Source organism: Blastococcus sp. SYSU D01042 (genome assembly GCF_054050515.1).
This window is the reverse complement of record NZ_JBJGZM010000009.1, coordinates 1-26,110: the sequence shown is the minus strand read 5'-3', so window position 1 is coordinate 26,110 and position 26,110 is coordinate 1. Positions and strand designations below refer to the sequence as shown.

At 76.9% G+C, this 26,110-nt stretch carries 27 protein-coding genes and 1 riboswitch; of the genes, 11 read left to right on the top strand and 16 right to left on the bottom strand.

Annotated features, from left to right (window positions below):
* The first annotated feature begins 2 nt into the window (after positions 1-2).
* From ACI79H_RS15865 to ACI79H_RS15845, 5 genes are read left to right on the top strand one after another with little or no spacing between them, the layout of a single operon-like run.
* On the top strand, positions 3-1,610 hold the full coding sequence (locus tag ACI79H_RS15865; RefSeq protein WP_456555373.1) for an ABC transporter substrate-binding protein: 1,608 nt from the start codon (positions 3-5) through the stop codon (positions 1,608-1,610).
* The gene (locus ACI79H_RS15860; RefSeq protein ID WP_456555372.1) at positions 1,592-2,698 is read left to right on the top strand and encodes an ABC transporter permease; all 1,107 of its coding nucleotides are present in this window, start codon (positions 1,592-1,594) and stop codon (positions 2,696-2,698) included. The genes ACI79H_RS15865 and ACI79H_RS15860 overlap by 19 nt, the downstream gene beginning before the upstream one ends.
* Positions 2,695-3,549 carry an ABC transporter permease gene (locus ACI79H_RS15855; RefSeq protein WP_456555371.1) on the top strand — a complete coding sequence of 285 codons (855 nt, stop codon included), beginning with the start codon at positions 2,695-2,697 and terminating at the stop codon, positions 3,547-3,549. Before ACI79H_RS15860 ends, ACI79H_RS15855 begins: the two co-directional genes overlap by 4 nt.
* The gene (locus ACI79H_RS15850) at positions 3,546-4,349 is read left to right on the top strand and encodes an ATP-binding cassette domain-containing protein (RefSeq protein ID WP_456555370.1); all 804 of its coding nucleotides are present in this window, start codon (positions 3,546-3,548) and stop codon (positions 4,347-4,349) included. The genes ACI79H_RS15855 and ACI79H_RS15850 overlap by 4 nt, the downstream gene beginning before the upstream one ends.
* The gene (locus ACI79H_RS15845) at positions 4,349-4,978 is read left to right on the top strand and encodes an ABC transporter ATP-binding protein (protein ID WP_456555369.1); all 630 of its coding nucleotides are present in this window, start codon (positions 4,349-4,351) and stop codon (positions 4,976-4,978) included. The genes ACI79H_RS15850 and ACI79H_RS15845 overlap by 1 nt, the downstream gene beginning before the upstream one ends.
* On the opposite strand, the gene ACI79H_RS15840 is transcribed toward ACI79H_RS15845, so the two are convergent.
* Positions 4,968-5,189 (bottom strand): hypothetical protein, encoded by a 222-nt coding sequence (locus ACI79H_RS15840; protein WP_456555368.1) that lies wholly within the window; start codon positions 5,187-5,189, stop codon positions 4,968-4,970. The two genes, ACI79H_RS15845 and ACI79H_RS15840, sit on opposite strands and share 11 nt — an antisense overlap.
* Positions 5,190-5,291: 102 nt before the next feature.
* On the opposite strand from ACI79H_RS15840, the gene ACI79H_RS15835 reads away from it, so the two are divergent.
* The 3 genes from ACI79H_RS15835 to ACI79H_RS15825 all read left to right on the top strand — a co-directional run bounded on the left by ACI79H_RS15835 (position 5,292) and on the right by ACI79H_RS15825 (position 7,744).
* Positions 5,292-6,395 carry a pectin acetylesterase-family hydrolase gene (locus tag ACI79H_RS15835; RefSeq protein ID WP_456555367.1) on the top strand — a complete coding sequence of 368 codons (1,104 nt, stop codon included), beginning with the start codon at positions 5,292-5,294 and terminating at the stop codon, positions 6,393-6,395.
* 153 nt (positions 6,396-6,548) lie between these two features.
* A complete protein-coding gene (locus ACI79H_RS15830) occupies positions 6,549-7,118 on the top strand; it encodes an FKBP-type peptidyl-prolyl cis-trans isomerase (RefSeq protein ID WP_456555366.1) in 570 nt (189 codons plus the stop codon).
* A complete protein-coding gene (locus tag ACI79H_RS15825) occupies positions 7,118-7,744 on the top strand; it encodes a hypothetical protein (protein WP_456555365.1) in 627 nt (208 codons plus the stop codon). Before ACI79H_RS15830 ends, ACI79H_RS15825 begins: the two co-directional genes overlap by 1 nt.
* Here the strand turns inward: ACI79H_RS15825 and cobA are convergent.
* From cobA to ACI79H_RS15770, 11 genes are all read right to left on the bottom strand, one after another.
* Positions 7,702-8,883, bottom strand: coding sequence for a uroporphyrinogen-III C-methyltransferase (gene cobA, locus ACI79H_RS15820; RefSeq protein WP_456555364.1), 1,182 nt, complete (start codon positions 8,881-8,883; stop codon positions 7,702-7,704). The genes ACI79H_RS15825 and cobA overlap by 43 nt on opposite strands.
* Positions 8,880-10,268: an Rv2231c family pyridoxal phosphate-dependent protein CobC gene (gene cobC / locus ACI79H_RS15815; RefSeq protein WP_456555363.1), complete on the bottom strand. Its 1,389-nt coding sequence runs from the start codon at positions 10,266-10,268 to the stop codon at positions 8,880-8,882. Before cobC ends, cobA begins: the two co-directional genes overlap by 4 nt.
* On the bottom strand, positions 10,265-11,110 hold the full coding sequence (locus ACI79H_RS15810; protein ID WP_456555362.1) for an energy-coupling factor ABC transporter ATP-binding protein: 846 nt from the start codon (positions 11,108-11,110) through the stop codon (positions 10,265-10,267). Before ACI79H_RS15810 ends, cobC begins: the two co-directional genes overlap by 4 nt.
* Positions 11,107-11,844, bottom strand: coding sequence for a cobalt ECF transporter T component CbiQ (gene cbiQ, locus ACI79H_RS15805; RefSeq protein WP_456555361.1), 738 nt, complete (start codon positions 11,842-11,844; stop codon positions 11,107-11,109). Before cbiQ ends, ACI79H_RS15810 begins: the two co-directional genes overlap by 4 nt.
* Positions 11,841-12,146 carry an energy-coupling factor ABC transporter substrate-binding protein gene (locus tag ACI79H_RS15800; RefSeq protein WP_456555360.1) on the bottom strand — a complete coding sequence of 102 codons (306 nt, stop codon included), beginning with the start codon at positions 12,144-12,146 and terminating at the stop codon, positions 11,841-11,843. The genes cbiQ and ACI79H_RS15800 overlap by 4 nt, the downstream gene beginning before the upstream one ends.
* Entirely contained in the window at positions 12,143-12,835 is a 693-nt protein-coding gene (locus tag ACI79H_RS15795) for an energy-coupling factor ABC transporter permease (RefSeq protein ID WP_456555359.1), read from the bottom strand. Before ACI79H_RS15795 ends, ACI79H_RS15800 begins: the two co-directional genes overlap by 4 nt.
* Positions 12,822-14,222, bottom strand: coding sequence for a cobyrinate a,c-diamide synthase (locus ACI79H_RS15790; RefSeq protein ID WP_456555358.1), 1,401 nt, complete (start codon positions 14,220-14,222; stop codon positions 12,822-12,824). Before ACI79H_RS15790 ends, ACI79H_RS15795 begins: the two co-directional genes overlap by 14 nt.
* Entirely contained in the window at positions 14,219-14,833 is a 615-nt protein-coding gene (cobO, locus tag ACI79H_RS15785) for a cob(I)yrinic acid a,c-diamide adenosyltransferase (RefSeq protein ID WP_456555357.1), read from the bottom strand. Before cobO ends, ACI79H_RS15790 begins: the two co-directional genes overlap by 4 nt.
* On the bottom strand, positions 14,833-16,917 hold the full coding sequence (locus tag ACI79H_RS15780) for a putative cobaltochelatase (RefSeq protein WP_456555356.1): 2,085 nt from the start codon (positions 16,915-16,917) through the stop codon (positions 14,833-14,835). The genes cobO and ACI79H_RS15780 overlap by 1 nt, the downstream gene beginning before the upstream one ends.
* 52 nt (positions 16,918-16,969) lie before the next feature.
* Positions 16,970-17,042: riboswitch (cobalamin riboswitch) on the bottom strand.
* 64 nt (positions 17,043-17,106) lie between these two features.
* Positions 17,107-18,606, bottom strand: a complete 1,500-nt coding sequence (locus ACI79H_RS15775) for a cobyric acid synthase (protein WP_456555355.1) — start codon at positions 18,604-18,606, stop codon at positions 17,107-17,109.
* Positions 18,603-19,541: a cobalamin biosynthesis protein gene (locus ACI79H_RS15770; RefSeq protein WP_456555354.1), complete on the bottom strand. Its 939-nt coding sequence runs from the start codon at positions 19,539-19,541 to the stop codon at positions 18,603-18,605. The genes ACI79H_RS15775 and ACI79H_RS15770 overlap by 4 nt, the downstream gene beginning before the upstream one ends.
* A 54-nt stretch (positions 19,542-19,595) precedes the next feature.
* Between ACI79H_RS15770 and cbiE the strand changes: the two genes are divergently transcribed.
* Both cbiE and cobM read left to right on the top strand, forming a co-directional pair.
* Positions 19,596-20,825 carry a precorrin-6y C5,15-methyltransferase (decarboxylating) subunit CbiE gene (cbiE, locus tag ACI79H_RS15765; RefSeq protein WP_456555353.1) on the top strand — a complete coding sequence of 410 codons (1,230 nt, stop codon included), beginning with the start codon at positions 19,596-19,598 and terminating at the stop codon, positions 20,823-20,825.
* A gap of 4 nt (positions 20,826-20,829) precedes the next feature.
* Positions 20,830-21,573: a precorrin-4 C(11)-methyltransferase gene (gene cobM, locus ACI79H_RS15760; protein ID WP_456555352.1), complete on the top strand. Its 744-nt coding sequence runs from the start codon at positions 20,830-20,832 to the stop codon at positions 21,571-21,573.
* Here cobM and ACI79H_RS15755 read toward each other — a convergent pair.
* Complete coding sequence (locus ACI79H_RS15755) at positions 21,570-22,652, bottom strand: cobalt-precorrin-5B (C(1))-methyltransferase (protein WP_456555351.1); 1,083 nt, start codon at positions 22,650-22,652, stop codon at positions 21,570-21,572. The two genes, cobM and ACI79H_RS15755, sit on opposite strands and share 4 nt — an antisense overlap.
* 26 nt (positions 22,653-22,678) lie before the next feature.
* On the opposite strand from ACI79H_RS15755, the gene ACI79H_RS15750 reads away from it, so the two are divergent.
* The gene (locus ACI79H_RS15750) at positions 22,679-23,416 is read left to right on the top strand and encodes a cobalt-precorrin-6A reductase (RefSeq protein WP_456555350.1); all 738 of its coding nucleotides are present in this window, start codon (positions 22,679-22,681) and stop codon (positions 23,414-23,416) included.
* Here ACI79H_RS15750 and ACI79H_RS15745 read toward each other — a convergent pair.
* The 3 genes from ACI79H_RS15745 to ACI79H_RS15735 form a co-directional block, all read right to left on the bottom strand.
* The gene (locus ACI79H_RS15745) at positions 23,404-24,900 is read right to left on the bottom strand and encodes a precorrin-2 C(20)-methyltransferase (RefSeq protein WP_456555349.1); all 1,497 of its coding nucleotides are present in this window, start codon (positions 24,898-24,900) and stop codon (positions 23,404-23,406) included. The two genes, ACI79H_RS15750 and ACI79H_RS15745, sit on opposite strands and share 13 nt — an antisense overlap.
* Positions 24,897-25,529 carry a precorrin-8X methylmutase gene (locus ACI79H_RS15740; RefSeq protein ID WP_456555348.1) on the bottom strand — a complete coding sequence of 211 codons (633 nt, stop codon included), beginning with the start codon at positions 25,527-25,529 and terminating at the stop codon, positions 24,897-24,899. The genes ACI79H_RS15745 and ACI79H_RS15740 overlap by 4 nt, the downstream gene beginning before the upstream one ends.
* Positions 25,530-25,565: 36 nt before the next feature.
* Positions 25,566-26,110, bottom strand: a 545-nt coding sequence (locus tag ACI79H_RS15735) for a DUF222 domain-containing protein (RefSeq protein WP_456555347.1), incomplete at its 5' end; no start/stop codon positions are given.

Here is a 26,110-nt window from a genome sequence, read left to right as displayed (position 1 = left end):
GCGTGCACCGGACCTGGACCTTCGGCCGTTCCGTCGCCGGCGGGCTCGTGCTCGCCACCGCGCTCACCGCGTGCGGCGACGCCCGGCCCTCGGCCGGGGCGGAGGCCCCCAGCGAGCTGCGGCTGGCCATCGGCGGGGAGTCCGAGGACGGCTACGACCCGACGCTCGGCTGGGGCCGCTACGGGTCGCCGCTGTTCCAGTCGACGCTGCTGACGCGGAACGCCGACCTCGACGTCGTCCCCGACCTGGCCACCGACTGGCGGGTGAGCGAGGACGGGCTGACCTGGACCGTGGACCTGCGCACCGACGCCCGGTTCACCGACGGCGAGCCGGTGACCGCCGGCGACGTCGCCTACACGTTCACGACCGCCAGCCGCAGCGGCGGCCTCACCGACGTGACGGCGCTGCGCGAGGCGGTCGCCGTCGACGAGGACACCGTCGAGCTGCGGCTCGAGCGCCCGCAGAGCACCTTCGTCAACCGGCTGGTCAGCCTGGGGATCGTGCCCGAGCACGCGCACGGGCCGGACTACGCCCGCAACCCCGTCGGCTCCGGGCCCTTCGAGCTGGTCCAGTGGGACGAGGGGCAGCAGCTCATCGTCCAGCGCAACGACGACTACTACGGGGAGAAGCCCGAGTTCGAGCGGATCGTCTTCCAGTTCACCGGCGAGGACGCCTCCATCGCCGCCGCCTCGGCCGGCCAGGTCGACATGGCCGCGGTGCCCGGCGAGCTTGCCACCCGCGACATCGTCGGCATGGAGCTGGTCACGGTGGAGTCGGTCGACAACCGCGGTCTGATGTTCCCCTACGTCCCGGACACCGGCGCCACCACCGAGGACGGCGCACCCATCGGCAACGACGTCACCTCCGACGTCGCCGTCCGCCGGGCGGTCAACCTGGCCGTCGACCGGGAGGCGCTGGTCGAGGGCGTCCTCGAAGGGCACGGCTCGCCCGCCACCGGTCCGGTCGACGGGCTGCCCTGGTACGAGCCGGCGTCGGCGATCGAGGACGCCGACCCCGACGGCGCCGAGCAGCTGCTCGAGGACGCCGGCTGGGTCGACACCGACGGCGACGGCGTCCGCGAGAAGGACGGCGTCCGGGCGGCGTTCACGCTGCTCTACCCGGCCTCGGACTCGCTGCGCCAGGGCCTGGCCCTCTCGGTGGCCGACATGGTCGCCCCGATCGGCGTGGAGATCACCGCCACCGGCGAGAGCTGGGACGTCATCGACCAGCGGTTGCACGCCGACGCGGTGCTGTTCGGCTGGGGCAGCCTGGACCCGACCGAGATGTACAACCTGTACTCGTCGACCCAGGCCGGCGTGGAGTACTGGAACCCGGGCTTCTACGGCAACCCCGAGGTCGACGCGCACCTGGACGCGGCGATGACCGCCACCGACCAGGCCGAGGCCGCGGAGCAGTGGCGGCTGGCGCAGTGGGACGGCGAGGGCACCGGCTTCGGCCCCTCCGGTGACGCCGCCTGGGCCTGGCTGGTCAACCTCGACCACACCTACTACGTCGACGAGTGCCTCGACCTCGGAGCGCCGCTGACCGAGCCGCACGGCCACGGCTGGCCGGTCACGGCGGGGATCACCGGGTGGCGGTGGACCTGCTGACCCGGGTCCTGCGCGGGCTGGCCGGGCGGCTGGTCCGGCTGGTCCTGCTGCTCGTCGCCGTGGCGACGGCGTCCTTCGTGCTGATGGTGAACTCGCCGGTCGACCCGGTGGACGCCTACGTGGGTGGTGACGTCGCCGCCATCGGCCCGGAGCAGCGGGCCCGGATCGCCGAGCGGTGGGGGCTGGACGACCCGCCGCTGGAGCGCTTCGGGACGTGGTTGGGCAACCTCGCGCAGGGCGACCTGGGGTGGTCGCTGTCGTTCAACCAGCCGGTCACCGAGGTCATCGGCGAGCGCTTCCTCACCACGCTGGCGCTCATGGCCACGGCGTGGGTGCTGTCCGGCCTGCTGGGCTTCGCCCTCGGTGTGCTCGCCGGGGTGCGGGAGGGCCGGTTCGCCGACCGCGCGGTCTGCTGGTGGGCCTACACCCTGGCCTCGGCGCCGACGTTCTGGGTGGGCCTGCTGCTGCTCTACGTCTTCTCGGTCTCCCTGGGCTGGACGCCGGTCTGCTGCGCGGTCCCGGTCGGCGTCCTCGCCGACGACGTCACCCTCCTCGACCGGCTGCACCACCTGGTCCTCCCGGCGCTGACGCTGTCGATCGTCGGGGTGGCGCCGGTGGTGCTGCACACCCGGCACGCCGTGATCGAGGCGATGGCCAGCGACCACGTCGCCTTCGCCCGCGCGCAGGGCGAGCCCACCCGCGGGGTGGTCGCGCACCACGTGCTGCGCAATGCCGCGGCACCCGCAGTCCTGCTGCAGTTCGCCGCGCTCGGCGAGCTCTTCGGCGGCTCGGTGCTCGCCGAGCAGGTCTTCTCCTACCCCGGCCTGGGCGCGGCGACGACGCAGGCCGCGCTCGGTCAGGACGTGCCGCTGCTGCTCGGCATCGTGTTGTTCACCACCGTGTTCGTGTTCGTCGGCAACCAGCTCGGCGACCTGGTGCACGCCGGGCTCGACCCCCGGGTCCGCGGCGAGCTCGAGCGCGCCCGCCGCCCCCGGTGGGGTCGCGACGACCCGGACGCGGCGATGCTCGTCCCGGACCCGCCGGCGCCGCCGGTGGCCGCTGAGCCCGCCGGGCAGGGCGCGCGATGACCGCCGTCGCGGACGCCGCGCCCGTCACCCGGGGCTTCGACCGGCGCCGCCGGACACTGGCCTACGTCGGGCTGGCGGTCCTCGTCGTCCTGGGCGTCGTCGTCGCCGGGACCCTGGCCGCCGACGCCGCGCAGACCACCAGCCTCACCGACCGGAACCTCGGGCCCTCGGCCGCGCACTGGTTCGGCACCGACCGGCTGGGCCGCGACGTGCTGGCGCGCACGCTGGCCGGCCTGCGGTTGAGCCTCGCCATCGGCGTGTGCGCGGCGCTCCTCTCGGCGGTCATCGCGCTGGCGCTGGCCTGCCTGGCCGCGGTCTTCGGCGGCGTCGTCGACCGCGCGGTGGGCTGGCTGGTCGACCTCTTCCTCGCCCTGCCGCACCTGGTGCTGCTCATCCTGCTGGCCTTCGCCTTCGGCGGGGGCACGCAGGCGATCGTCCTCGTCGTCGCCCTCACCCACTGGCCCTCGCTCACCCGGGTGCTGCGGGGCCGCGCCCGAGAGGTGATGAGCTCGGACTACGTCGCCGTCTCCCGGCAGCTGGGGCGTGGGCGGTGGTGGATCGCCCGCCGGCACCTGGCCGGGCACCTGGCCGGCCATTTCCTCGTCGGCACGGTGCTGCTCTTCCCGCACGCGATCCTGCACGAGGCGGCGCTGTCGTTCCTCGGCCTCGGCATCGACCCGGGGCAGCCGTCGATCGGCGTGCTGCTGTCGGAGTCCATGCGCTACCTGACCGCCGGCGCCTGGTGGCTCGCGGTGCTGCCCGGGCTGTGCCTGCTGGTCGTGGTCAAGCTGGTCGACACCATCGGGAGCAGCACCCGGGCGCTGCTCGACCCGCGGAGCCACCACCTGTGAGGCCGCCGGTGCTGGAGGTGCGCGGGCTGGAGGTCGACTTCCTGCAGTACGAGCGCGGGCTGCGGCGGCGCACCGTCCGGGCGCTGACCGGGATGTCCCTCACCGCGACCGCGGGCGAGGTCGTCGCCCTGGTCGGCGCCAGCGGCGCGGGCAAGAGCCTGCTGGCGCACGCCGTGCTCGGGCTGCTGCCGCCCAACGCGCTCGAGCGCGGCGAGGTGCTGCTCGACGGCGAGCTGCTCGACCCCGCGGGCCGGCGCCGGCACGCCGGCCGTGGGATGACGCTGCTGCCGCAGGCGGCGAGCTTCCTCGACCCGCTGAGCACCGTCGGCGCCCAGGTGCGCCGCTCGGCGCAGCTGGCCGGGCGGCCCGAACCCCGCCGGGCCGCGGCCGAGGCCCTGGCGCGCCGCGGGCTCGGGCCGGAGGTGCTGCGCCGCTACCCGCACGAGCTCTCGGGCGGGATGGCCCGGCGGGTGCTGGTGGCCATGGCCACGCTGAGCGACCCGAGGGTGCTGCTGGCCGACGAGCCCACCACCGGGCTGGCGTCTGCCGACGTGCAGGCCACGCTGGCCGGGTTCCGGGCGATGGCCGATGCCGGTGGCGCGGTCGTGCTCATCACGCACGAGCTGCGGGCCGCGGTGCAGGTGGCCGACCGCGTGGTCATCTGCCGGGAGGGGCGGACGGTGGACGTCGCCGACCCGGCCGCCTTCACCGGGGACGGCGCGGCGCTCGCCCACCCCTACACGCGGGCGCTGTGGCAGGCGCTCCCCGGCAACGGGTTCCGCGTGGCGGAGGGGGTCTGATGCTGCGCGCCGAGGGTGTCTGGTTCCGCTACGGCGCGCGCCGGCCGTGGGTGCTGGCCGACGTCGAGCTGGAGGTCGCCGCCGGTGAGGTGGTGGGCCTGTGCGGGCCCAGCGGCGGCGGCAAGAGCACGCTGGGCCGGCTGCTCGCCGGCCACCTGCGGCCCGACCGCGGGCGGGTGACCGTCGACGGCGCGGTGCCGCGGCCGGGTCGCGCTCCGCACCCGGTGCAGCTGGTGACGCAGCAGCCCGAGCGCGCGATGGACCCGCGCTGGACGGTACGGCAGGTGCTCGCCGCGACCGGCGCGGGCGAGGCCGCGATCGCCGGGCTGGACGAGCGGCTGGTCCTGCCCACCTGGCTGGACCGCTACCCCCACGAGATCAGCGGGGGCGAGCTGCAGCGGGTCAACCTGGCCCGGGCGCTGCTGGCCCGGCCGCGCCACCTGGTGGCCGACGAGATCAGCGCCAGCCTCGACGCGGTCACCCAGGCACGGATCTGGACGCTGCTGCTCGAGCACTGCCGGGCGGCCGGCATCGGCGTCCTGGCGATCTCGCACGACCGGCCGCTGCTGGAGACCGTGGCCGGCCGGGTCGTGGACCGGACGGCCGAGGAGCAGCTGCCTACGCGGTGAGCTCGGCCGCGGCGATCATGCGGCTCAACGTCTCCACCCAGGCGGCCTGCACCGCCGGGGGCTGGTCGTCCACGACGGCGTGCGCGCCGCCGTCGAGGTCGCCGTCCCGGGCCACGGCCTCGAAGCTCAGCCGGAACAGCAGGTCGGTGATGGTCTGGGAGGGCAGTCCGGCATCCACGAGGGGCTGCAGGATCCACTGGCGCGGGTCCACACCACTGGTTCGGCGGGAACGGCTCCGTCGGATGCACGTCGGCCCGGGTTCCCGGCCGTGACCCCGAGCGGGCCCCGGTGTGGCGGGCACTACTGTCCGCCCGTGATCCGCCGCAGGCTGTTGCCGCCCCTCGTCGCCGTCCTCACCGTCGCCGGTCTCGCCGCGTGCTCCGAGGACTCCCCGGAGGCGTCCGGGTCCGGCAGCGGCTCCGCCGCCACGGCGGCGGCCGCGGCGCAGCCGGTCGCGTGGGAGCGGGTGGCCACGCCGGACGAGTGCGAGTGCAGCGACGGGTCGGAGTTCCACTACTGGCAGCACGAGGGCGACCCGACCAAGGTGCTCTTCGTCCTCGAGGGTGGCGGCGCGTGCTTCAGCGCGCAGACCTGCGGGCCCACCGGGGGGACGTCGAAGGTGAACCTCGCCTCCGATGCGGCCGACGGGCCCGGCGAGCAGGGGCTGCTCGACGTGGGCGACCCCGACAACCCGCTGGCCGGCTACAGCGTCGTCTACGTGCCGTACTGCACCGGTGACCTGCACCTGGGCGACAACGCGCAGGACTACGGCGGTGGCGTGGTCGTCGAGCACAAGGGCCGGGTGAACGCCACCGCCGCTCTCGAGGGCATGGCCGAGCGGTTCCCGGCCGCCGCGGAGGTGGTCGTCCTCGGCTTCAGCGCGGGCTCGGCCGGCGCGCCGCTCTACGGCGGGCTCGCCCACGACCTGCTCCCGGACGCCGACATCGCGGTGATCGCCGACGCGTCCGGGGCCTACCCCGGGGACGAGCTGATCACCACCGCCATCGGCGGGCTGTGGGGCATCTTCGCCGACCTCCCGGCGTGGCCGGAGAGCGCGGGCGAGCCGCAGTCCGCGTGGTCGCTGCCCGGCCTGTTCGTGCAGGCCGGCCGGCACGTGCCGGGCATCGCCCTGGCGACGATCGACACCGCCCAGGACTCGGTGCAGCGCCGGTTCACCGACCTCATCGGGTTCGGCCGCACGCCGCTGGTGGACCTGATCGACGCCAACGCCGAGTTCATCGAGTCCAGCGGGGTGGAGGTCGCCTCCTGGGTGGGGCCGGGCACCGGGCACGTCAGCACCGCCGGCGACGAGGTGCTCTACGGCAGCGAGGTCGACGGCGTGGCGCTGGTCGACTGGATCGGCGACTTCCTGGCCGGTGAGGACGTCGCCGACGTGCACTGCACCGCCTGCGGCTGAGGCTCCCCGGTGAGCGAGGGCGCCGTTCGTGGAGCGGCGCGACGGAACCGGGCGGCCGGCTCTGGGACGATGGGCGCGGCCGCCGATCGGCCGCACCCGACCGCCGGCTCGTCCGCGAGCCCGATCCGAGCACCGCTCGCCAGGAGTGACCCGATGCCCCGCCGTACCGCCTCCCGGGCGCTGCTTGCCGTCGCGATCTCGGTCTCGCTGGCCGCCTGCGCCTCACCCGACGACGACGCCGCGGCGCCCGCGACCACGACGGCCGCCGGCTCCTCCACGCCGTCGGCGCCGGCGTGCGAGGACCGCCCGGCGACCGCCGAGCCGGATGCCGGGATCTCCGCCGACCTGGCCGAGAAGCCCGAGGTGCCCGCCACCGACGCCGCGCCTCCGTGCGACCTGGTCGTCAGCGACGTCGTGGTCGGGACCGGGGCGGAGGCCGTCCCCGGGACCACCGTCGAGGTGAAGTACGTCGGGGCGTTCTACGAGACCGGCGAGGAGTTCGACTCCTCCTGGAGCCGCGACGCCGACGAGACGCTGCCGGTGCCGCTCGGCGCCGGCCGCGTCATCCCCGGCTTCGAGCAGGGGCTGACCGGGATGCAGGTCGGCGGCCGGCGGGTGGTCACCATCCCCAGCGAGCTCGGCTACGGGCCGCAGGGCACGGGGCCCATCCCCGGCGGCGCCACGCTCGTCTTCGTCATGGACCTGGTCGAGGTCGGCCCCTGATGCGAGCGGCTCGTCGCGTCCTGCCGGCGCTCGCGCTGGTGCTGGCCGTCACGGCCTGCGGCGGCGGGGACCCGGAGATCGCCGCGGGCGGCACGGTCGTGACCCTGCCGCCGGCGAGCACCAGCCCGGCCGCCCCGAGCACCCCGGCCGCGGAGGCCCCCGAGCCGGAGCGCAACGAGCGGGGCAACGTCCCGCTGGAGGTCGGCGAGGCGGTGGCCGTCCCCACCTCCGACGCGCCGGGCGCCCCGACCGCGCTGAGCTTCGCGCTGGAGGAGTTCGACCTCAACCCGCCGTGCGACAGCGGCCGGGAGCAGGCGCCGGTCACCGAGAACTTCCTCGCCTGGCGGATGCGGGTGGTGACGACGCCGGACTACGACCCGCGCGCGCTGACGATCATCCAGGAGCGCGACTTCGTCGTCCTCGGGCCGGACGGCGCCGTCGTCCCCTTCCTCGAGGGCAACGCCTACCTCTGCCTCGACCAGCCCACGTCGTTCGCCAACGTGCGGATGGCCCCGGGGCAGGAGTACAGCGGCTGGCTGGTGCTCGACGTGCCGGTCCGCGCCGGCACCCTGGTCTACGCGCCCTACGGCCGGTCCACCGGCTGGGAGTGGGCGTTCGACCTCTGACCGGCCGGGGCCGCGAGCCCCACGACGTCCCCGACGACCCAGACGGCGGGCGGGCGCACCGCGTGCTCGACGAGCGTGCCGCCGAGTTCGGCCAGCGTGGTGCGGAGGGTGCGCTCCCGGCCGGTGGTGCCCTCGACGACGACGGCGACGGGGGTGCCCGGCCGCCGGCCGTGGCGGACCAGCGCGGCCGCGATCGCCGGCGCGGTCTCCACCCCCATGAGGACGACGACGGTGCCGCGCAGCCGCCCGATCGCCGCCCAGTCGACCAGCGACTGCGGGTGCTCCGGCGGCAGGTGCCCCGAGACGACGACGAACTCGTGGGTGAGGCCGCGGTGGGTGACCGGGATGCCGGCGGTGCCCGGGACGCCGACGGCGCTGGTCACGCCGGGCACGACTTCGACCGGGACGTCGGCGGCCGCGCAGGCGAGCAGCTCCTCCATGCCGCGGCCGAAGACGAAGGGGTCGCCGCCCTTCAGCCGGACGACGAGCCGGCCGGCGCGGGCGTGCTGCACCAGCAGCGCGTTGATCTGCACCTGCGGCATCGCCCGGCCGCGGGGCAGCTTGGAGGCGTCCACGATCTCGACGTCGGGCCGCAGCCCGGCCAGCAGGGACCGCGGGCCGAGGTGGTCGACGACGACGACGTCGGCCTGCGCGAGCGCCTCCCGGCCGCGCACGGTGATGAGCCCGGGGTCGCCCGGCCCGCCGCCGACGAGCAGCACCCGGCCGCGGGGGCCGTCGGGCGGGACGGCGTCCGGTCCGTCGGCGAGGGCGGGCTGCGCGCTGGAGGCACCCGGATCGCCGGCGCGGGTGCAGAAGACCCGCGCGCGCTCGGCGTCCGCGGCGACCTCCGCGTCCACGCCCGGGTCGTCGGCCGCGGCGACGGCGAACCAGGCGGCGCCCAGGTCGCCGGCCGCGTACCGGCGGCGGGTCCACGCCAGCGCGCCGGAGCCGGCCAGCGACTCCAGCGCCGGGACCACGTCCGGGCTCACCACCGTCACGAGCGCGCCAGCGTCCAGCAGCCCGACCGCGGCGCGGTAGGCGCCGGAGCCCCCGCCGACGACGACCGCCGCCCGGCCGTGCAGCCGCAGGCCGACCGGGAGCAGCGGGGCGGACGGCCGGGGGAGCGACGCGGTGCTCACGGTTCCTCCTCGGGGATCGGGTCGGTGGGGAGCACGGCGGCCAGGTCCGCGGCGAAGGAGGCGGAGACCTCCGGCCGGCGGACGGCCACCCGGAGGTGGTCGGTGGTCAGGCCGGGGAAGGTGTCGCCGCGGCGCACGGCCCAGCCGCGGCGGCGCAGCTCGGCCCGCACCCGCGGGCCGTCGGGCACGCGGAGCAGCACGAACGACGAGCGCGGCTCGCCCTCCACGGCGACACCCGGGGGCAGCGCGGCGAGCAGGGCTGCCCGCTCCGCGGTGAGCGCGCGGGCGGCAGCGTCGGCCTCGGCCCGGGCGGCCGAGGTGGTGCAGGCGGCCAGCGCGGCGAGCGCCGGCGTCGACACCGGCCACTGCGGCTGCTGCTCGGCCAGCCGCGCGACCAGCGCAGCAGGCCCCAGCGCGTAGCCGACCCGGAGCCCGGCCAGGCCCCACGTCTTGGTCAGGCTGCGCACCACGAGCAGGCCCGGGACGTCGCGGCGGGCGGCCAGGGAGCCGGGCTCGCCGGGCACGGTGTCGGCGAAGGCCTCGTCCACCACGAGCACCCGACCCGGCCGGGCCAGCGCGGCGACGTCCTCGGCCGGGTGGAGCACCGACGTCGGGTTGGTCGGGTTGCCGAGCACCACGAGGTCGGCGTCCTCCGGCACCGCCGCCGGGTCCAACCGCCAGCCGTCCTCGGCGCTCAGCTGCACCCGGGTGACCGGGTGACCGGCCGCCCGCAGCGCCGCCTCCGGTTCGGTGAACGAGGGGTGGACGACGGCGGCGAGCCGGGGCCGCAGCGCCCGCGCGAGCAGCACGAACGTCTCGGCGGCGCCGGCGGTGAGCAGCACCTCCTCGGTGGGCCGGTCGTGCGCGGCGGCGACGGCGGCGAGCGCCGGGGCGGGGTCGGGGTAGGCGGCCGCGGCGTCGACCGCGTCGTGCAGGACGGCGCGCAACCACTCCGGCGGCGTCCCGGCCCGGACGTTGACGGCGAGGTCGACCAGGCCGGGGGCGAGCTCGGCGTCGCCGTGGTGGTGGAGGTCGGCCGACGGGCCGGCCACCGCCACCGTGACCCGGCCGTGCACCGTCTTCGGCACGAGCAGCGGGCCGCCGGACAGCAGCGCCGCGGCCTCGGCGACCGAGCCGGTGCCCACCGCGGCCGCGACCCGGTCCGAGGGCGTCGGCACCGGGACGGCGGCCAGCGCACCGGCGGGGTGCCCGACCAGCGCCCAGCCCCGGCGGCCGGCGGCCTCGCGGAGGCCCGGCTCGCGCTCCCGCGCCTCGAGGGTGGCCAGGCGGACGCTGCGGATCCCGGGCGGCAGCACGGAGTCCACCGCGGCCAGCACCTCGTCGGCGGCGACCCCGCTCGGCGTCCCCACGCCGACGGTGATCACCGGGGCACCGCCGGTGCCTGGGGCAGCGCGGTCAGCAGGTCGGCGGCGTCCCGGGGCAGCCGGCCCTCGGGCAGCAGGCCGAGCCGGCGCAGCCGGGTGCCCACGGTCAGCGCCCAGGGCCGGTCCAGCCGGGCGCGGGCCAGCAGCTCGTCGTCGCCGAGCAGCTCCTCGGGGGCGCCCTGCACGACCTGCCCGCCGACCACGACCGCGACCTCGTCGGCCCAGCGCAGCGCCAGGTCGACGTCGTGGGTGCTCAGGGCGACCGTCGAGTCGTGCTCCTCCAACCGGGCCAGCGCGGCGAGGGTCTCGGCGACGGCGGACGGGTCGAGCCCGGCGGTGGGCTCGTCGAGCAGCAGCACGCAGGGGCGCATGGCGACCGCGCCGGCGATCGCCACCCGCTTGCGCTCGCCGTAGGACAGCTGGTGGACCGGGCGGGCGGCCAGGCCGTCGACCGCGAGCAGGTGCAGGGCCTCGGCGACCCGGGCGCGCACCTCGGCCTCGTCGAGCCCCAGGTTGAACGGGCCGAAGGAGACGTCCTGGGCCACCGACGCGCTGAGCAGCTGGTCGTCGGGGTCCTGCAGCACGAGCTGCACGGCCTGCCGGTGCGCGCGCAGCCCGGCGCGGGAGTACGCCACCGGGACGTCGTCCACGGTCACCGCGCCGCCGGTCGGCCGGAGCGCGCCGGACAGGCAGCGCAGCAGCGTCGTCTTGCCCGAGCCGTTGGCCCCGAGGACGGCCAGCCGGCGTCCGGCGGGCACCGTGAGCGAGGCGCCGTCGAGCACCGGCCGGTCGCGCTCGTACCCGGCGACCAGCCCGTGCGCGGCGAGGGTCCGGTGGCTCACGCCACGACCGCCGAGGTGGCCGCGATGGCGGCGAGACCGGCGAGCGACGCGGCGAGGAAGGCGCGCGAGGAGGGGAGGACCTCGGGCAGCACGCGCAGCCCGGTGTCCGTGCCGCGCCCGGCCAGGCCCTCCTGCATGCGGCGGGCGCGGTCCCAGGAGCGGGTCAGCACCGCAGCGGCCAGCGTGCCGGCCGAGCGGTAGGAGCGGCGCAGCGACGAGTACCCCATCCGGGCCGCCTGCGCCTCGCGGATCGCGCGCATGCTGCTGAGCAGCACGAACAGCAGCCGGTAGACGACCGAGGCCACCTCGACGACGGCGTCGGGCACCCGGGCGCGCCGCAGCGCCGGCAGCAGGTCCGACATCGGCGTGGTGGTGGCCAGCAGCAGCACCGCGGCGCTGCCGGCCAGCGCGTGGCCCACCAGGGAGCCGGCCCGGGCGGCGGCGTCCGGCGCCCAGCCGAGCCCGCAGCCGTCCACCGTGACGACGGCGGTGAGCGCGCCGACCGCGATGAACGCCGAGGGCCACCGCACCGCCCGGAGGAAGGTCCGGGCCGGCACCCGGGCGGGGCCCAGCGCGAGGACGACCGCGACGACGCCGACCAGCGCGCTGCCCGGCCAGGCGGGCAGCACGAGGGCGCTGAGGACCAGCCCGCCGCAGAGCAGCAGCTTGTCGCCGGGCGCGCGCCGGCGCCACGCGCTGGCCCACGCCGCGTCGTCGACGGCCAGCCCGGTCACCGCGGATCGGCCCCTGGAGCGGTCGCCGGCGCCGTCCGCCGGCCGCGCAGCCGGCCCAGCACGTACCCGAGGACGCCGCCGCCGAGCGCGGCCTGGAGCGCGAACAGCCCGGACTCGACCTCGCCGGCCGGGCTGAAGGGCGAGTCGATCCAGGGGGAGTAGCCGTCGGCCTGGAGCTCCTCGGTGACGGCGGCGTCGGTGCCGCCGTACTCCGAGGCGCCCCCGTCGATCAGGAGCGGCACGGCGAACAGCGCGATGACGGCGAGCACGAGCAGGGCGTCGACGAGCGCGCGGCGGGTCACGCGGCACCTCCGGACGTGCGCGCGGGAGCAGGCTCGAGGACCCCGAGCCGCTCGAGCTCGGGTCGGGCGTTGACGGTGAGCACGCGGAACAGCAGGACGCCCAGCAGCCCCTCGCCGATCGCCAGCGGGATCTGGGTGACGGCGAAGACGCCGAGGAACTTCAGCAGCGCGCCGGCCAGGCCGCTCCCCGCGTCGGGGAAGGCCAGCGCCAGCTGCAGCGACGTCGTGACGTAGGTGGCCAGGTCGGCCAGGGCGACCGCGACGAACACCGCGGGCAGCAGGCCGGCGCCCGCACCACGGGCGAGCCGGTAGGCCCCGTACCCGGCCCACGGCCCGACGACGGCGAACGCGAAGGCGTTGGCGCCCAGCGTGGTCAGCCCGCCGTGCGCGAGGAGCAGCGCCTGGAAGAGCAGCACCACCGTGCCGAGCAGCGCCATCACCGGCGGCCGGAAGAGGATCGCGCCGGGGCCGGTGCCGGTCGGGTGGCTGGAGCTGCCGGTGACCGAGGGCAGCTTGATCGCGCTCAGGACGAAGGTGAAGGCACCGGCCGCGCCCAGCAGCAGCGTCGACTCCGGGTTCTCCCGCACCTCCTTCACGACGGCCCGGGCGCCGTGCACGACGAACGGCGCGGCGGCGACGGTCCAGCCGGCCGCGTGGCCGGCCGGGAGGAACCCCTCAGCGATGTGCACGGGCGTGCTCCGTTCGGGTGGATCGGTCGGCGGCGGCGCAGGAGGTGACGAAGCGGGCGGCGAGCTGGGGGCTGCCGGCCCAGTGCAGGTGCAGGTACGAGGCGTGCACGCTGCCGGTGACGAAGCCCTCGGCCCCGGCGGCGGACCACCGCCAGGCGCCGGTGGCCCCGGCGGGGGGATCGGCGTGCGTGCGGTGGAACTCGTGGCCGCGGACCTCGGTGCCGGCGGCGGCCAGCACCGAGCCGGTGGCGGCGACCGCGGCCCGGTAGCCGAGGGTCAGCCGCGGCGACATCGCCGTCGCCACGTCGAGGACCCCGCACATCGGCACCCCGTCGAGCGCGCGGGCGAGGTAGAGCAGCCCCGCGCACTCGGCGGCGACCGGTGCGCCGCGGGCGGCGAGCGCCGCGACGTCGGCCCGCAGGGAGGTGTTGGCCGAGAGTTCGGCGGCGTGCACCTCGGGGAAACCGCCGCCGACGACCAGGCCGGCGGTGCCCTCGGGCAGCCGCTCGTCGCGCAGCGGGTCGACGCGGACCACCTCGGCCCCCGCCGCCTCGAGCAGCTCGGTGTTCTCGGTGTAGCCGAAGGTGAACGCCGGCCCGCCGGCCACGGCGATGCGCGGCCGGCCCGGGGCGGGGGCCACCTCCGCCGCGGGGTCCCAGGGGCGCGCGTCGAGCGGGGGAGCGGAGCGGGCGAGGGCGAGCACGGCGTCGAGGTCGACGGCCGCGCCGACGACCTCGCCGAGGTGGCGGACCGTGGCCAGCGCCGCGTCCGAGCGCTCGGCCGCCGGGATCAGCCCGAGGTGCCGCGACGGGGTGTGCAGCCGCTCCATCCGGCGGACCGCGCCGAGCACGGGCACCCCGGCGGCGGCCAGCGCCTCCCGCAGGATCGCCTCGTGCCGGTCGCTGCCGACCCGGTTGAGGACGACGCCGCCGAGCCGGACCGACGGGTCGAAGGTGGCGAACCCGTGCACGAGCGCCGCGACCGACCGGGCCTGCGAGGACCCGTCGACGACGAGCACGACCGGCGCCCGCAGCAGCCGGGCGACGTGCGCGGTGGAGGCGAAGCCGGGCTCGACCGAGGGGTGCGTGGCGCCGTCGAACAGCCCCATCACGCCCTCGACGACGGCGACGTCGGCCGGCCGCGGGTGCAGCGCTCCGCGCAGGAGCAGCGGCGCGATCCGCTCCTCCCCGACCAGCCACGGGTCGAGGTTGCGGCCGGGTCGGCCGGCCGCCAGCCCGTGGTAGCCGGGGTCGATGTAGTCGGGGCCGACCTTGTGCGGCGAGACGGTGAGCCCGCGGGCGGTGAGGGCGGCGATCAGGCCGGTGGCGACCGACGTCTTGCCCGCGTTGCTGCTCGGCGCCGCGACGACGACCCGAGGCAGGCTCACCACTCGATGCCTCGCTGACCCTTCTGGCCCGCGTCCATCGGGTGCTTGACCTTGGTCATCTCGACCACCAGGTCGGCGGCCTCGACCAGCGCGGGCGGCGCGTCGCGGCCGGTGATCACCACGTGCTGGGTGCCCGGGCGGTCCGTCAGGGTGGCGACGACGTCGTCCACGTCGACCCAGCCCCACTTCAGGGGGTAGGTGAACTCGTCGAGGACGTAGAAGCGGTGCGTCTCGGCGGCGAGATCGCGCTTGATCTGCGCCCAGCCCTCGGCGGCGTCGGCGGCGTGGTCGGTCACGGTGCCCTGGCGCCGCGACCAGCTCCAGCCGCTGCCCATCTTGTGCCAGACCACCGGGCCGCCCTCGCCGGTCTGCTCGTGCAGCCGGCCGAGCGCGGTGAGCCCGTTCTCCTCGCCGACCTTCCACTTGGCGCTCTTGACGAACTGGTAGACCGCGACCGACCAGCCCTGATTCCAGGCGCGCATGGCCATGCCGAAGGCGGCGGTGGACTTGCCCTTCATCTCGCCGGTGTGGACCACGAGCAGCGGCCGGTTGCGCCGCTGCCGGGTGCTCAGCCCGTCCTGGGGGACGACGGGCACCTGACCCTGCGGCATCAGGCTGCCCGCGCGCTGCGGACGGTGGCGGCCAGCGCGTCGGCGGCCAGCTCCTCCAGCCGCAGCGTCTGCGCACCCAGCGCCGCGCCGAGCCCGGCGGCGAGGCCCAGCCGCACCGGCCCGGACTCGCAGTCGACGACGACCGCGGCCGTGCCCGCGGCGGCCAGCAGGGCGGCGGCCCGGTGCGCGTCGGGCAGCGAGCTGCTGCCGCGGGCGCCGGTGGCGCGGCCGTCGGTGACCACCACGAGCAGGGGGCGCCGCCGGGGATCGCGGATCCGCTCGATGCGGAGCACGTCGTGGGCCTCGAGCAGGCCCGCGGCCAGCGGCGTCCGCCCGCCGGTGGGCAGCTCGGCCAGCCGGGCGGCCGCCGCCTCCACCGACCAGGTGGGCGGCAGGGTCAGCTCCGCGGCGGACCCGCGGAAGGTGACCAGGCCGACCTTGTCGCGGCGCTGGTAGGCGTCCAGCAGCAGCGAGAGGACCGCGCCCTTGACGGCGCCCATCCGCGCCCGGGAGCCCATCGAGCCGCTGGCGTCGACGACGAAGAGGACGAGGTTGCCCTCGCGCCCCTCGAGGACGGCCTGGCGCAGGTCCTCGCGGGCGATCCGCAGACCCGGGCCGGAGCGGCCGCGCGCCCGCTGGTGCGGTGCGGCGGCGACGACCGTGTCGGCGAGGTGCAGCTTGGTGACCGTGCCGGCCGGGCGGGTGGAGCCGACGACCCGGCCCCGCTCGGCACGGGCCCGCGAGCGCCGGCCGGCTGCGCCGGCACCGATGCCCGGCACCTCCAGCCGCCGCGCGCGGAACGGGTCGGACGCCTCGACGGCGGCCCGGTCCGGTGCGGGGGAGGCCTCGGCGGTACCGCCGCCCTCGCCGCGCGGCGCCGTCGTCGGCCGGCTGTCGTCCTCGCCGTGCTCAGGCACAGGAGGCCCTACCTGCGTCCCGGCGTCCGATCCGTAGGCATTGCTTCCTATGCCTGGATCATCCGGGCGGTCGGGGGTGCCGCCGCCATCCGGTCCGCCGCCGTCCGGTCCGTCGTCGTCGGGGCCGCCGTCCTCGGGGCGGCTGTCGGACAGCGCCTGCTCCAGCGTCTCCTCGTCGAGTCCTGGGGCGTCGAACGGGTTGCGCCGGCGGCGGTGCGGCAGGGCGAGGCGGGCGGCGACACGGACGTCGTCCTCGGTGACCTCGTCGCGGCCGGACCACGCGGCGTGCGCGATCGCCGCGCGGGCGGTGACCAGGTCGGCGCGCAGGCCGTCGACGTCGAAGGCGGCGCAGACCGCGGTCACCTGCTGCAGCGCGGCGTCGGAGAGGACGACGTGCGGCAGCCGCGCGCGGGCGGCGGCGATGCGGTCGGCCAGGGCGGACTCCTCCGCCGACCACGCGGCGGCGAAGCCGGCCGGGTCGCCGTCGGAGGCGAACCGCCGGCGCACCACCTCGGCGCGCTCGGCCGGGTCGCGCGGCGCGGCCACCTCGACGGTCAGGCCGAACCGGTCGAGCAGCTGCGGCCGCAGCTCGCCCTCCTCGGGGTTCATGGTCCCGACGAGGAGGAAGCGGGCGGCGTGCCGCACCGAGATGCCCTCGCGCTCGACGTAGGCGGTGCCCATGGCGGCGGCGTCCAGCAGCAGGTCGACCAGGTGGTCGTGCAGCAGGTTGACCTCGTCGACGTAGAGCACGCCGCGGTGCGCGGCGGCCAGCAGGCCGGGCTCGAACGCCTTCACGCCCTCGGTGAGCGCGCGCTCGAGGTCCAGCGAGCCGACGACCCGGTCCTCCGAGGCGCCCACGGGCAGCTCGACCAGCCGCGCCGGGCGGACCGGACCACCCTCGGTGGGCTCGTGCGGGCCGTCGGGGCAGCCGGGGTCAGGAGCGGCCGGGTCGCAGGCGAAGCGGCAGCCGGGCACGACCGCGACCGGCGGCAGGACGGCGGCGAGCGCGCGGACCGTCGTCGACTTCGCCGTGCCCTTCTCGCCGCGCACGAGCACGCCGCCGACGGCGGGCGAGACGGCGTTGAGCAGCAGGGCCAGCCGCATGTCGTCCATGCCGACGACGGCGCTGAAGGGGTAGGTCATGCGCGGGCACGGCGCACGGGTCACGCGTCCTCTCCCCGGGTGTCCACGCCCGGAGGTGGCAGGAGCGCGACGGCGGGAGTTCCTGACTCACCGGCCCGGGGGCCGGCTCACAGTGGCGGGACCGCGCCGGAATCTCACCGGGCTTCCTCCACTGCCGTCGCGTGTGGCGGCGTCATCAGACCACAGCCGTTCCGGGGACGTGCAGCCCGGGCGTCAGCCGGCGGCCGAACCCGGCGGCAGCAGCGGGAGCCCGGGCGGGGCGCCGGACTCGATCAGCCGCCACAGCGAGTCGGTGTCGGCGTGCTCGGCGACCAGATCGCCCAGGCGGTCCAGCCGCGCGTCGCGCACCGCGGCGAAGTCGGTGTCCGGCGCGGCCACGAACCTGCGGCCGGTGGTCCCCGCGACCTCGGCGAGGAACGCCCGCCGGAACCCGTCGTTCTCCAGCGCGCCGTGCCAGGTGGTGCCGAACACCGCTCCCGCGCGGGCTCCGTCGAGGAAGGGCTCGGCGGCGTCGTCGACGGTGACCACGCCGTGGTGGATCTCGTAGCCGGTGACCGGCTGCCCCAGCGCGCTGCCGGCCGGCCGGCCCAGGGTCTTCTCCCGGGCGAACCGCACCTCGGTGGGCAGCAGCCCGAGCCCGGCGACGGTGCCGGCGCGGGACTCGACGTCGTCGGTGATGCTGCGGGCCAGCATCTGGTGCCCGCCGCAGACGCCGAGCACCGGGCCGCCGGCCGCGGCGTGCCGGCGCACCGCGTCGGCCAGGCCGGTCTCGCGCAGCCAGCCGAGGTCGGCGACCGTCGCCCGGGTGCCGGGGAGGACGACGAGGTCGGCGTCGGCCAGCTCCTCGGGCCGGGTCACGTACCGCACGAGGACGCCGGGCTCGGCGGCCAGCGCGTCGAGGTCGGTGAAGTTCGACAGCCGGGGGAGCCGCGCGACCGCCACGCGCAGCACGTCCTCGCCGTGCGGGGGCGCCGCCATCGCCGCCCCGGTGGGGACGCCGAGGGAGTCCTCGACGTCGAGCTCCAGACCGCCCAGCCACGGCAGCACGCCGAGCGTCGGGCGGCCGGTGAGCCGTTCGAGCTGCGCCAACCCGGGCTCGAGCAGGCGGACGTCGCCGCGGAACTTGTTGACCAGGAAGCCCGCGACCAGCCGCTGGTCGGCCGGCGGCATGAGCGCGACCGTGCCGTAGAGGGCCGGGAAGAGCCCGCCCCGGTCGATGTCGCCGACCACCAGCACCGGCAGGTCGGCCGCCGTGGCCAGGCCCATGTTGGCGATGTCGTCTGCGCGCAGGTTGATCTCGGTGGGCGAGCCCGCACCCTCGCAGACCACGACGTCGAACCGGGCGCGCAGGTCGGCCAGGCTGCTGAGGACCTGCTCGAGCAGCGCGGCCTTCATCGGCCGGTAGGAAAGCGCGGTCACGTCGGCGACCGCGCGGCCCAGGACGACGACCTGGCTGGACTGGTCGCCGCCGGGCTTGAGCAGCACGGGGTTCATCGCCGCCTCGGGCTCGACCCGGGCGGCCGCGGCCTGCATGACCTGCGCCCGGCCGATCTCGGCGCCGTCGGGGGTGACCATCGAGTTGTTGCTCATGTTCTGCGCCTTGAACGGCGCCACGGACACGCCCTCGCGGGCCAGCCACCGGCAGATGCCCGCCGTGACGACCGACTTGCCGGCGTCCGAGGTGGTGCCGGCGACCAGCAGCGCGCCGCTCACGACCGGCTCCGCGACAGCCGGGCCGCGACGGCGAGCGCGGCGGCGGCCAGCCAGACCGCCCGGGAGAGCCGGACCGCCGGGCCGATGTCGGCCGGCTCCGGCGCCCGGCCGTCGCCCAGGTGCGGCCGGTCCTCGACCCGGGAGCCGTAGACGTTGCGCCCGCCCAGGCGCAGTCCCAGCGCGCCGGCCGTCGCGGCCTCGCAGCGACCGGAGTTGGGGCTCGGGTGGGCCGCGCCGTCGCGCAGCCAGGTGCGCAGGGCGCCGGTGGCCGAGCCGCCGGTCAGCGGCGCGAACGCCACGGTCAGCGCGGCCGTGAGCCGCGCCGGCAGCCAGTTGGCGACGTCGTCGAGGCGGGCGGCCGCCCAGCCGAAGCGCAGGTACCGGTCGGAGCGGTACCCGACCATCGCGTCGAGGGTGTTCACCGCCCGGTAGCCGAGCAGCCCCGGCAGCCCGGCCACCGCGCCCCACAGCAGGGGCGCGACGGCGGCGTCCGAGGTGTTCTCCGCGACCGACTCGACGGTCGCCCGGGCCAGCCCGCCGGCGTCCAGGGCGCGCGGGTCGCGTCCGGCCAGCGCGGGCAGCGCCGCCCGGCCGGCCTCGAGGTCCCCTGCCTCCAGCGCCGTCCGCATGCGGTCGGCCGCCCGCCCGAGGGAGGTGCCGCCGAGCACCGCCCAGGTCGCCGCCGCGGTGGTCAGGGTCCGGACGGCGGGGCGCCTCCGGGTCGTGCGGTCCAGCAGCGCGCCGGTGCCCGACGCGGCCGCCACCAACCCGGCCGCGTAGGCGGCACCGACCGGCCGGGAGTCGCGCCAGACCCGGCGCTCCAGCGCCCCGGCGAGCGTGCCGAAACCGGCCACGGGGTGGGCGCGCCGCGGGTCGGCGAAGAGCACGTCGGCGGCGGCGCCCAGGGCCAGGCCGGTCGCGATCGGGGTGTCCATCGCGGCCCATCGTGTCAACCGGCCCGCGCGGCCCGGTGCCTAGGATCGCCCGTCGTGCGCGCTGACGAGCAGGACCGAGCCGCGCCGGTGACCGTCGTGGGCATCGGCGCCGACGGCTGGGACGGCCTGTCGCCGGCCGCCCGGCGGGCCGTCGAGGCGGCCGACGTGCTGCGCGGCAGCGCCCGGCAGCTGGGGCTCGTGCCCGACGCGGTGCCGGCCGAGCGGGTGCCCTGGCCCTCCCCGATGGCGCCGGCGCTGGCGGGCCTGCCGGCGGCGCACCCGGGCCGTCGGGTCGTGGTGCTGGCCAGCGGGGACCCGATGCTGTCGGGGGTGGGCAGCTCGCTGGTGCGGCTGCACGGGCCGGACGTCGTCCGCGTCCTCCCGCACCCGTCCTCGGTGAGCCTGGCCTGCGCGCGCCTGGCCTGGGCGGTCGAGGAGACCGCCGTCGTGACGGTCGTGGGCCGGGCGCTGGAGCTGCTGGTCCCGCACGTCACCCCCGGCCGGCGGCTCCTGGTGCTCGGCTCCGACGGCGCGACGCCGGCCGAGGTGGCCGCCCTGTGCACCCGGCTGGGCTACGGCGCGAGCCAAATCACCGCGCTGGCGCAGCTCGGCGGGCCCGGGGAGCACCGGCTGACCGGGACGGCCGCGGACTGGCCGCACGGCGTGGTCGACCCGCTGGTCGTCACCGCGGTGGAGGCCGTCGCCGACGCGGGCACGGTGCCGCTGCCCACCGTGCCGGGGCTGCCCGACGAGGCGTTCGACGACGACGGCCAGCTGACCAAGCGCGACGTCCGGGCGGTCACGCTCGCCCGCCTGGTCCCGCTGCCCGGGCAGCTGCTCTGGGACGTCGGCGCCGGCGCGGGCTCGATCGGCATCGAGTGGATGCGCACCCACCCCTCCTGCCGCGCGGTCGCCGTCGAGGGCCGGCCCGACCGGGCGGAGCGGATCCGGGGCAACGCGGCCCGCCTGGGGGTGCCGGGACTGCGGGTCGTCGAGGGTCGGGCACCGGACGTCCTGGCCGGTCTGGCCCGGCCGGACGCGGTCTTCGTCGGGGGAGGGGTGACCGTGCCCGGGGTGCTGGCGGCGTGCTGGGAGGCGCTGCGCCCCGGCGGCCGGCTGGTGGTCAACGCGGTCACGCTGGAGAGCGAGGCGTGGGTGGCCCGGTGGCGGGCGGAGGTCGGCGGCGAGCTGACCCGGCTGCAGGTCTCGCACGCGAGCCCGGTCGGGAGCTTCACCGCGCTGCGGCCCGCGCTGCCGGTCACGATCTTCTCCGTGGTTCGGTAGCGGCATGACGGTGCACTTCATCGGCGCGGGGCCGGGCGCGGCCGACCTGGTCACCCTCCGGGCGGCGCGCATCATCGCCTCCGCGCCGGTCTGCCTGTACGCCGGTGCGCTGGTGCCGCGCGAGCTGCTCGACACCGCCCCGGCCGGTGCGCGGCTGGTGGACACCGCCGACCTCGACCTGGACCGGATCACCGCGGAGCTGGTGGCGGCGCACGAGGCGGGGCTCGACGTCGCCCGTCTGCACTCGGGCGACCCGTCGGTCTACAGCGCGATGGCCGAGCAGATGCGCCGCCTGGACGCGCACGGCGTGCCCTACGAGGTCGTGCCCGGGGTGCCGGCGTTCGCCGCGGCCGCGGCGTCGCTGAAGCGCGAGCTGACCGTGCCCGGCGTCGGGCAGACGGTGATCCTGACCCGCACCTCGGCCCGCTCGACGCCGATGCCGCCGGGGGAGGACCTCGCCACGCTCGGCGCCTCCCGGGCGACGCTGGTGCTCCACCTGGCCGTGCAGCGGATCGCCGAGCTGGTGCCCGAGCTGGTCCCGCACTACGGCGAGGACTGCCCGGTCGCGGTGGTCGCCCGCGCCAGCCGCGACGACGAGCTGATCCTCCGCGGGACGCTCGCCGACGTCGCCGCGCAGGTCGAGGAGGCCGGGGTGAGGCGGACGGCGGTGGTCGTGGTCGGCGCCGTGCTGACCGCGGGGGAGTTCCCCGACAGCCACCTCTACTCGACCGCGAGATGCCGCTCCTAAGCGCGGCCGACGATCGTGCCGCCGCGGTCGATGACCACGACGTCGACCTCGACCGGGGCGCCGCGCAGCACGCCGAGCGCGGTCAGCCGCGCGCCGTCGGCGACGAGGTCGCCGAGCGGCAGGCCGGCGGCGGCGCACTGCTGCAGCGCGTCCAGCGCCGTGTTCGCGCTCCGCACCCCGGCGACCAGCTCCGGCGAGCCGCCGGCCGCGCGCACCCGCTCCGCCAGCGAGTCGGTGGACACCTGGGAGCGGCCGGAGTGCAGGTCGAGGTGGCCGTCGGCGAGCTTCGCCAGCTTGCCGATCCCGCCGGCGATGGTCAGCCGCGGGACCGGGTGCCGGCGCAGGTACTTGAGGACGGCGCCGGCGAAGTCGCCCATGTCGAGCAGCGCGTCCTCGGGCAGGCCGTGCAGCTCGGTGACCACCCGCTCGCTGGTCGAGCCGGTGCAGCCGGCCACGTGCTCGCGGCCCGCGGCCCGGGCCACGTCGACGCCGCGGCGGATCGAGTCGATCCACGACGAGCACGAGTACGGGACGACGACGCCGGTCGTGCCCAGGATCGACAGCCCGCCGAGGATGCCCAGCCGCGGGTTCCACGTCTTCCGGGCCAGCTCCTCGCCGTGCTCGACGGAGATCTCGACGACGACGTCGCCGGTGCCGCCCGACCGGGCGGCGACCGCGGCCACGTGCTCGCGCATGAACTGCCGGGGCATGGGGTTGATGGCCGGCTCGCCGACGGCCAGCGGGAGCCCCGGCTTGGTGACGGTGCCGACGCCCTCGCCGGCGCGGAAGGTCACCCCCGAGCCCGGCTCGCCGTGGGAGACCCGGGCCGAGACCAGCGCCCCGTGCGTGACGTCGGGGTCGTCGCCGGCGTCCTTGACGACGCCGACGGTGGCGGCGCCGTCGGCGAGGTCCTCGGTCGCGAGCGCGAAGGACGGGTGCACGCCACGAGGCAGGTCGATCTGAACCGGGTCGGGGAACTCGCCGGTGAGCAGCGCGGTGTAGGCGGCGGTGGTGGCGGCGGTCGCGCAGGCGCCCGTCGTCCAGCCGTAGCGCAGCCCCGTGGCGCCGTCCCTGCTCACGGGGCAAGCATGCACGGGTGGTCGGCGTGAGCGGGCGGGTGCTGGTGCTCGGGGGCACCGGTGAGGCGCGGCGGCTGGCGACGGCGCTGCTGGCCGAGGGCGTCGACGTGGTCAGCTCGCTGGCCGGGCGGGTGGCCGACCCGGTGCTCCCCGAGGGCGAGGTGCGGATCGGCGGCTTCGGCGGTGTCGACGGGTTGGCCGCCTGGCTCCGGGCACACCCGGTGGCCGCGGTCGTGGACGCGACGCACCCGTTCGCCACCGCCATGACCGCCTCGGCCGCGGCGGCGTGCGCGCTCACCGGGCACCCGCTGCTGCGCCTGCAGCGCCCGGGCTGGAGCGAGCAGCCGGGTGACGACTGGCGCTGGGTCGCCTCGCTGGACGAGGCGGCCGCGGCGGTCACCGGGTTCGCGCACGTCTTCGTCACGACCGGCCGCACCGGGCTGGAGGCGTTCGCGGGCCTGACCTCGGAGGTGCTGGTGCGCAGCGTCGACCCGCCGGGGCCGCCGCTGCCGCCACGCACGACGGTGGTGCTGGAGCGCGGCCCGTTCAGCGTCGCCGACGAGCTCGCCCTGCTGCGCGAGCACCGGGTCGACGTCGTGGTCACCAAGGACAGCGGCGGCTCGATGACGGCGGCCAAGCTCACCGCCGCGCGCGAGCTCGGGCTGCCGGTCGTGGTGGTCCGCCGCCCCCCGCTGCCGGCGGGCGTGCCGACGGTCGCGACGGTGGACGAGGCGCGGGCCTGGGTGCTGGCTCAGCCCGGGTAGCGCCGCGAGGTCCAGACCAGGCCGGACGGGCCGACCCGGGTCTGCGAGGACCCGATGATGAGCAGGCAGCGCATGTCCACCGTCTCCGGGTCCAGCTCGCCGAGCGTCGTCACGGTGAGGCGCTCCTCGGGCCCGCCGACGTCCCGGCCGACCACCACGACGGTGTCCGGCGGCCGCACCTCGAGCAGCGCCTGCTGCGCCTCGCCGAGCTGGTGCGGGCGGTGCCTGGAGCGTGGGTTGTAGAGGGCGATGACGAGGTCGGCTGCGGCCGCGTGCCGGAGCCGGTCGACGACGACGTCCCACGGCTTGAGCACGTCGGACAGCGAGAGCACGCAGAAGTCGTGCCCGAGCGGGGCGCCGACCCGCGAGGCCACCGCCTGGGCGGCGGTGAGCCCCGGCACGACCCGCACCGGGACGCCCGCGAACTCCGGCTGCCCGACGACCTCCAGCACCGCGGCGGCCATGGCGAACACGCCGGGGTCGCCGCTGGAGACGACCGCGACCCGGCGTCCCTCGCGGGCCAGGCCGAGCGCGTGGGCGGCCCGCTCGGCCTCGACCCGGTTGTCGGTCGGGAAGCGCTCCTGGCGGGGGTTGGCCGGCACCCGGTCCAGGTAGGGGCCGTAGCCGATGAGCACCTCGGCGGTCGCGAGCGCGTCGGCGGCCTCGGGCGTCGTCCAGTAGCGGGCGCCCGGGCCGAGCCCGACCACCACGACCTCACCACCGGCGGCGTCGTCCTCGGCCTGCCGGTCGGCGAGGGGGAGCTCGTCGGTGAGCGGGCTGGGCAGCAGGGCCAGCGAGAAGTACGGGACGGTCGCCGGGTCCACCTCGGCGAGCGGCATCGAGCGCTGCCCCTCGGTGGTCGCCCGCTCCACGTACAGCGCGCGGTCCAGGACGCCGGCGCGGTCGAACGCGTCGCGGACCTGTGGGAAGGTGCGGCCGAGCTTCATGACCGCGGCCGAGTCGGTCGTCGAGAGCCACTCGGACAGCTCGTCGGCGCCGAGCGTGCCGGGCAGGACGGTGAGGACCTCGTCCCGCTCGACCAGTGGCCGGCCCACGGCCGCGGCGGCGCCGCTCACGCTGGTCACGCCGGGCACGACCTCGGTGGGGTACCGGTGCGCGAGCCGCTTGTGCATGTGCATGTACGAGCCGTAGAAGAACGGGTCGCCCTCGGCGAGGACGACGACGTCGCGACCGGCGTCGAGGTGGGCGGCCAGGCGGGCGGCGGCGGCCTCGTAGAACTCGTCGATGGCGCCCTGGTAGCCGCCGGGGTGGTCGGTGGTCTCGGTGGTCACCGGGTAGACCAGCAGCTCCTCGACCTGGCCCTCGCGCAGGTAGGGAGCGGCGATACCGCGGGCGACCGACCGGCCGTGCCGCGCGGCGTGGAAGGCCACGACGTCGGCGGCTCCGATCAGCCGGGCGGCCTTGACGCTGACCAGCTCGGGGTCGCCGGGGCCCAGCCCGACCCCGTAGAGGCGCCCGGTCACTCGACGTCGCTCGCGATGGCGTTGACCGCGGCGGCGGTCATCGCGCTGCCGCCGCGACGGCCGCGGACCACCAGGAAGTCGAGGTCGGAGGCGGCGAGGGCGTCCTTGGACTCCGCGGCGCCGATGAAGCCGACCGGGATGCCGAGGACGGCGGCCGGGCGGGGTGCACCGGCGGCGACCATCTCGAGCAGGTGGAACAGCGCGGTAGGGGCGTTGCCGATGGCGACGACCGCGCCGCCCAGGCGGTCGCCCCACAGCTCCAGCGCGGCGGCGGTGCGGGTGGTGCCGAGTTCCGCGGCGAGCCCGGGGGTGCGCGGGTCGTTCAGCGTGCAGAGGACCTCGTTGTCCTTGGGCAGCCGGCGCCGGGTGATGCCGGAGGCGACCATCTGCGCGTCGCAGAGCACCGGGGCGCCGGCGTCCAGCGCCTCGCGGGCGCGGGCGACGACGGAGGGGGACCAGGCGGTGTCCTCGACCAGGTCCACCTGGCCGCAGGCGTGGATCATGCGCACGACGACCCGTGCCACGTCCTCGGGCAGGCCGTCGAGGTCGGCCTCGGCGCGGATCGTGGCGAAGGACTGCCGGTAGATCGCGGCGCCGTCCTTCTCGTACTCGTACAGGTTCTCGGACATCGGCGAGGAGGCTACGTCCCGGTCGGCCGGGCGCGGTCAGGCGCTGACGAGGAACGGCTGGGCGACGACGATCTCGGTGCCGTCGGGGCGCCAGGTGCGCCACCGTCCGTCGGGTTGTCGTTCGACCCGGAAGCCGGAGTGGACCTTGGTGTGGTGCCGTTCGCACAGGAGTGCTGAGTTCTCGAGGCTGGTGTCGCCGCCGTCGATCCAGTGCAGGAGGTGGTGGACGTCGCACCAGTGGGTCGGGGCGTCGCAGCCTGAGAACACGCAGGACCGGTCCCTGGTCTCGACGGCGCGGCGCAGGTGCGGCGGGACGACGCGGTGGGTGCGGCCGAGGTCGAGGGGTTGGCCGTCGGGGCCGATGACGATGCGGGTGAGGTTGCCGTCGCAGGCCAGCCAGCGGGCGCGGGCGGCGGAGATGACCCCGCCGAACCCGGTGCGACCGGCACCCGCTCCGGCGGTCGAGGTGTCCACGAGGTCGTCGAGGTCGATGGTGACCGCGACGTGCGGCTTGACGGTCCGCATCGTGGGGAGCGTGCCGGAGGCCAGGGCGTTGTCGGCGAGCTGCACGAGGGCGTCGG

Excerpts from the sequence above, each read along its gene's own strand:
- ACI79H_RS15845 (WP_456555369.1), top strand. The coding sequence starts at position 4,349 with ATGCTGCGCGCCGAGGGTGTCTGGTTCCGCTACGGCGCGCGCCGGCCG.
- cobO (WP_456555357.1), bottom strand. The coding sequence starts at position 14,833 with ATGCCGCAGGGTCAGGTGCCCGTCGTCCCCCAGGACGGGCTGAGCACC.
- ACI79H_RS15830 (WP_456555366.1), top strand. The coding sequence starts at position 6,549 with ATGCCCCGCCGTACCGCCTCCCGGGCGCTGCTTGCCGTCGCGATCTCG.
- ACI79H_RS15740 (WP_456555348.1), bottom strand. The coding sequence starts at position 25,529 with ATGTCCGAGAACCTGTACGAGTACGAGAAGGACGGCGCCGCGATCTAC.
- ACI79H_RS15855 (WP_456555371.1), top strand. The coding sequence starts at position 2,695 with ATGACCGCCGTCGCGGACGCCGCGCCCGTCACCCGGGGCTTCGACCGG.
- ACI79H_RS15825 (WP_456555365.1), top strand. The coding sequence starts at position 7,118 with ATGCGAGCGGCTCGTCGCGTCCTGCCGGCGCTCGCGCTGGTGCTGGCC.
- ACI79H_RS15770 (WP_456555354.1), bottom strand. The coding sequence starts at position 19,541 with ATGGACACCCCGATCGCGACCGGCCTGGCCCTGGGCGCCGCCGCCGAC.
- cobM (WP_456555352.1), top strand. The coding sequence starts at position 20,830 with ATGACGGTGCACTTCATCGGCGCGGGGCCGGGCGCGGCCGACCTGGTC.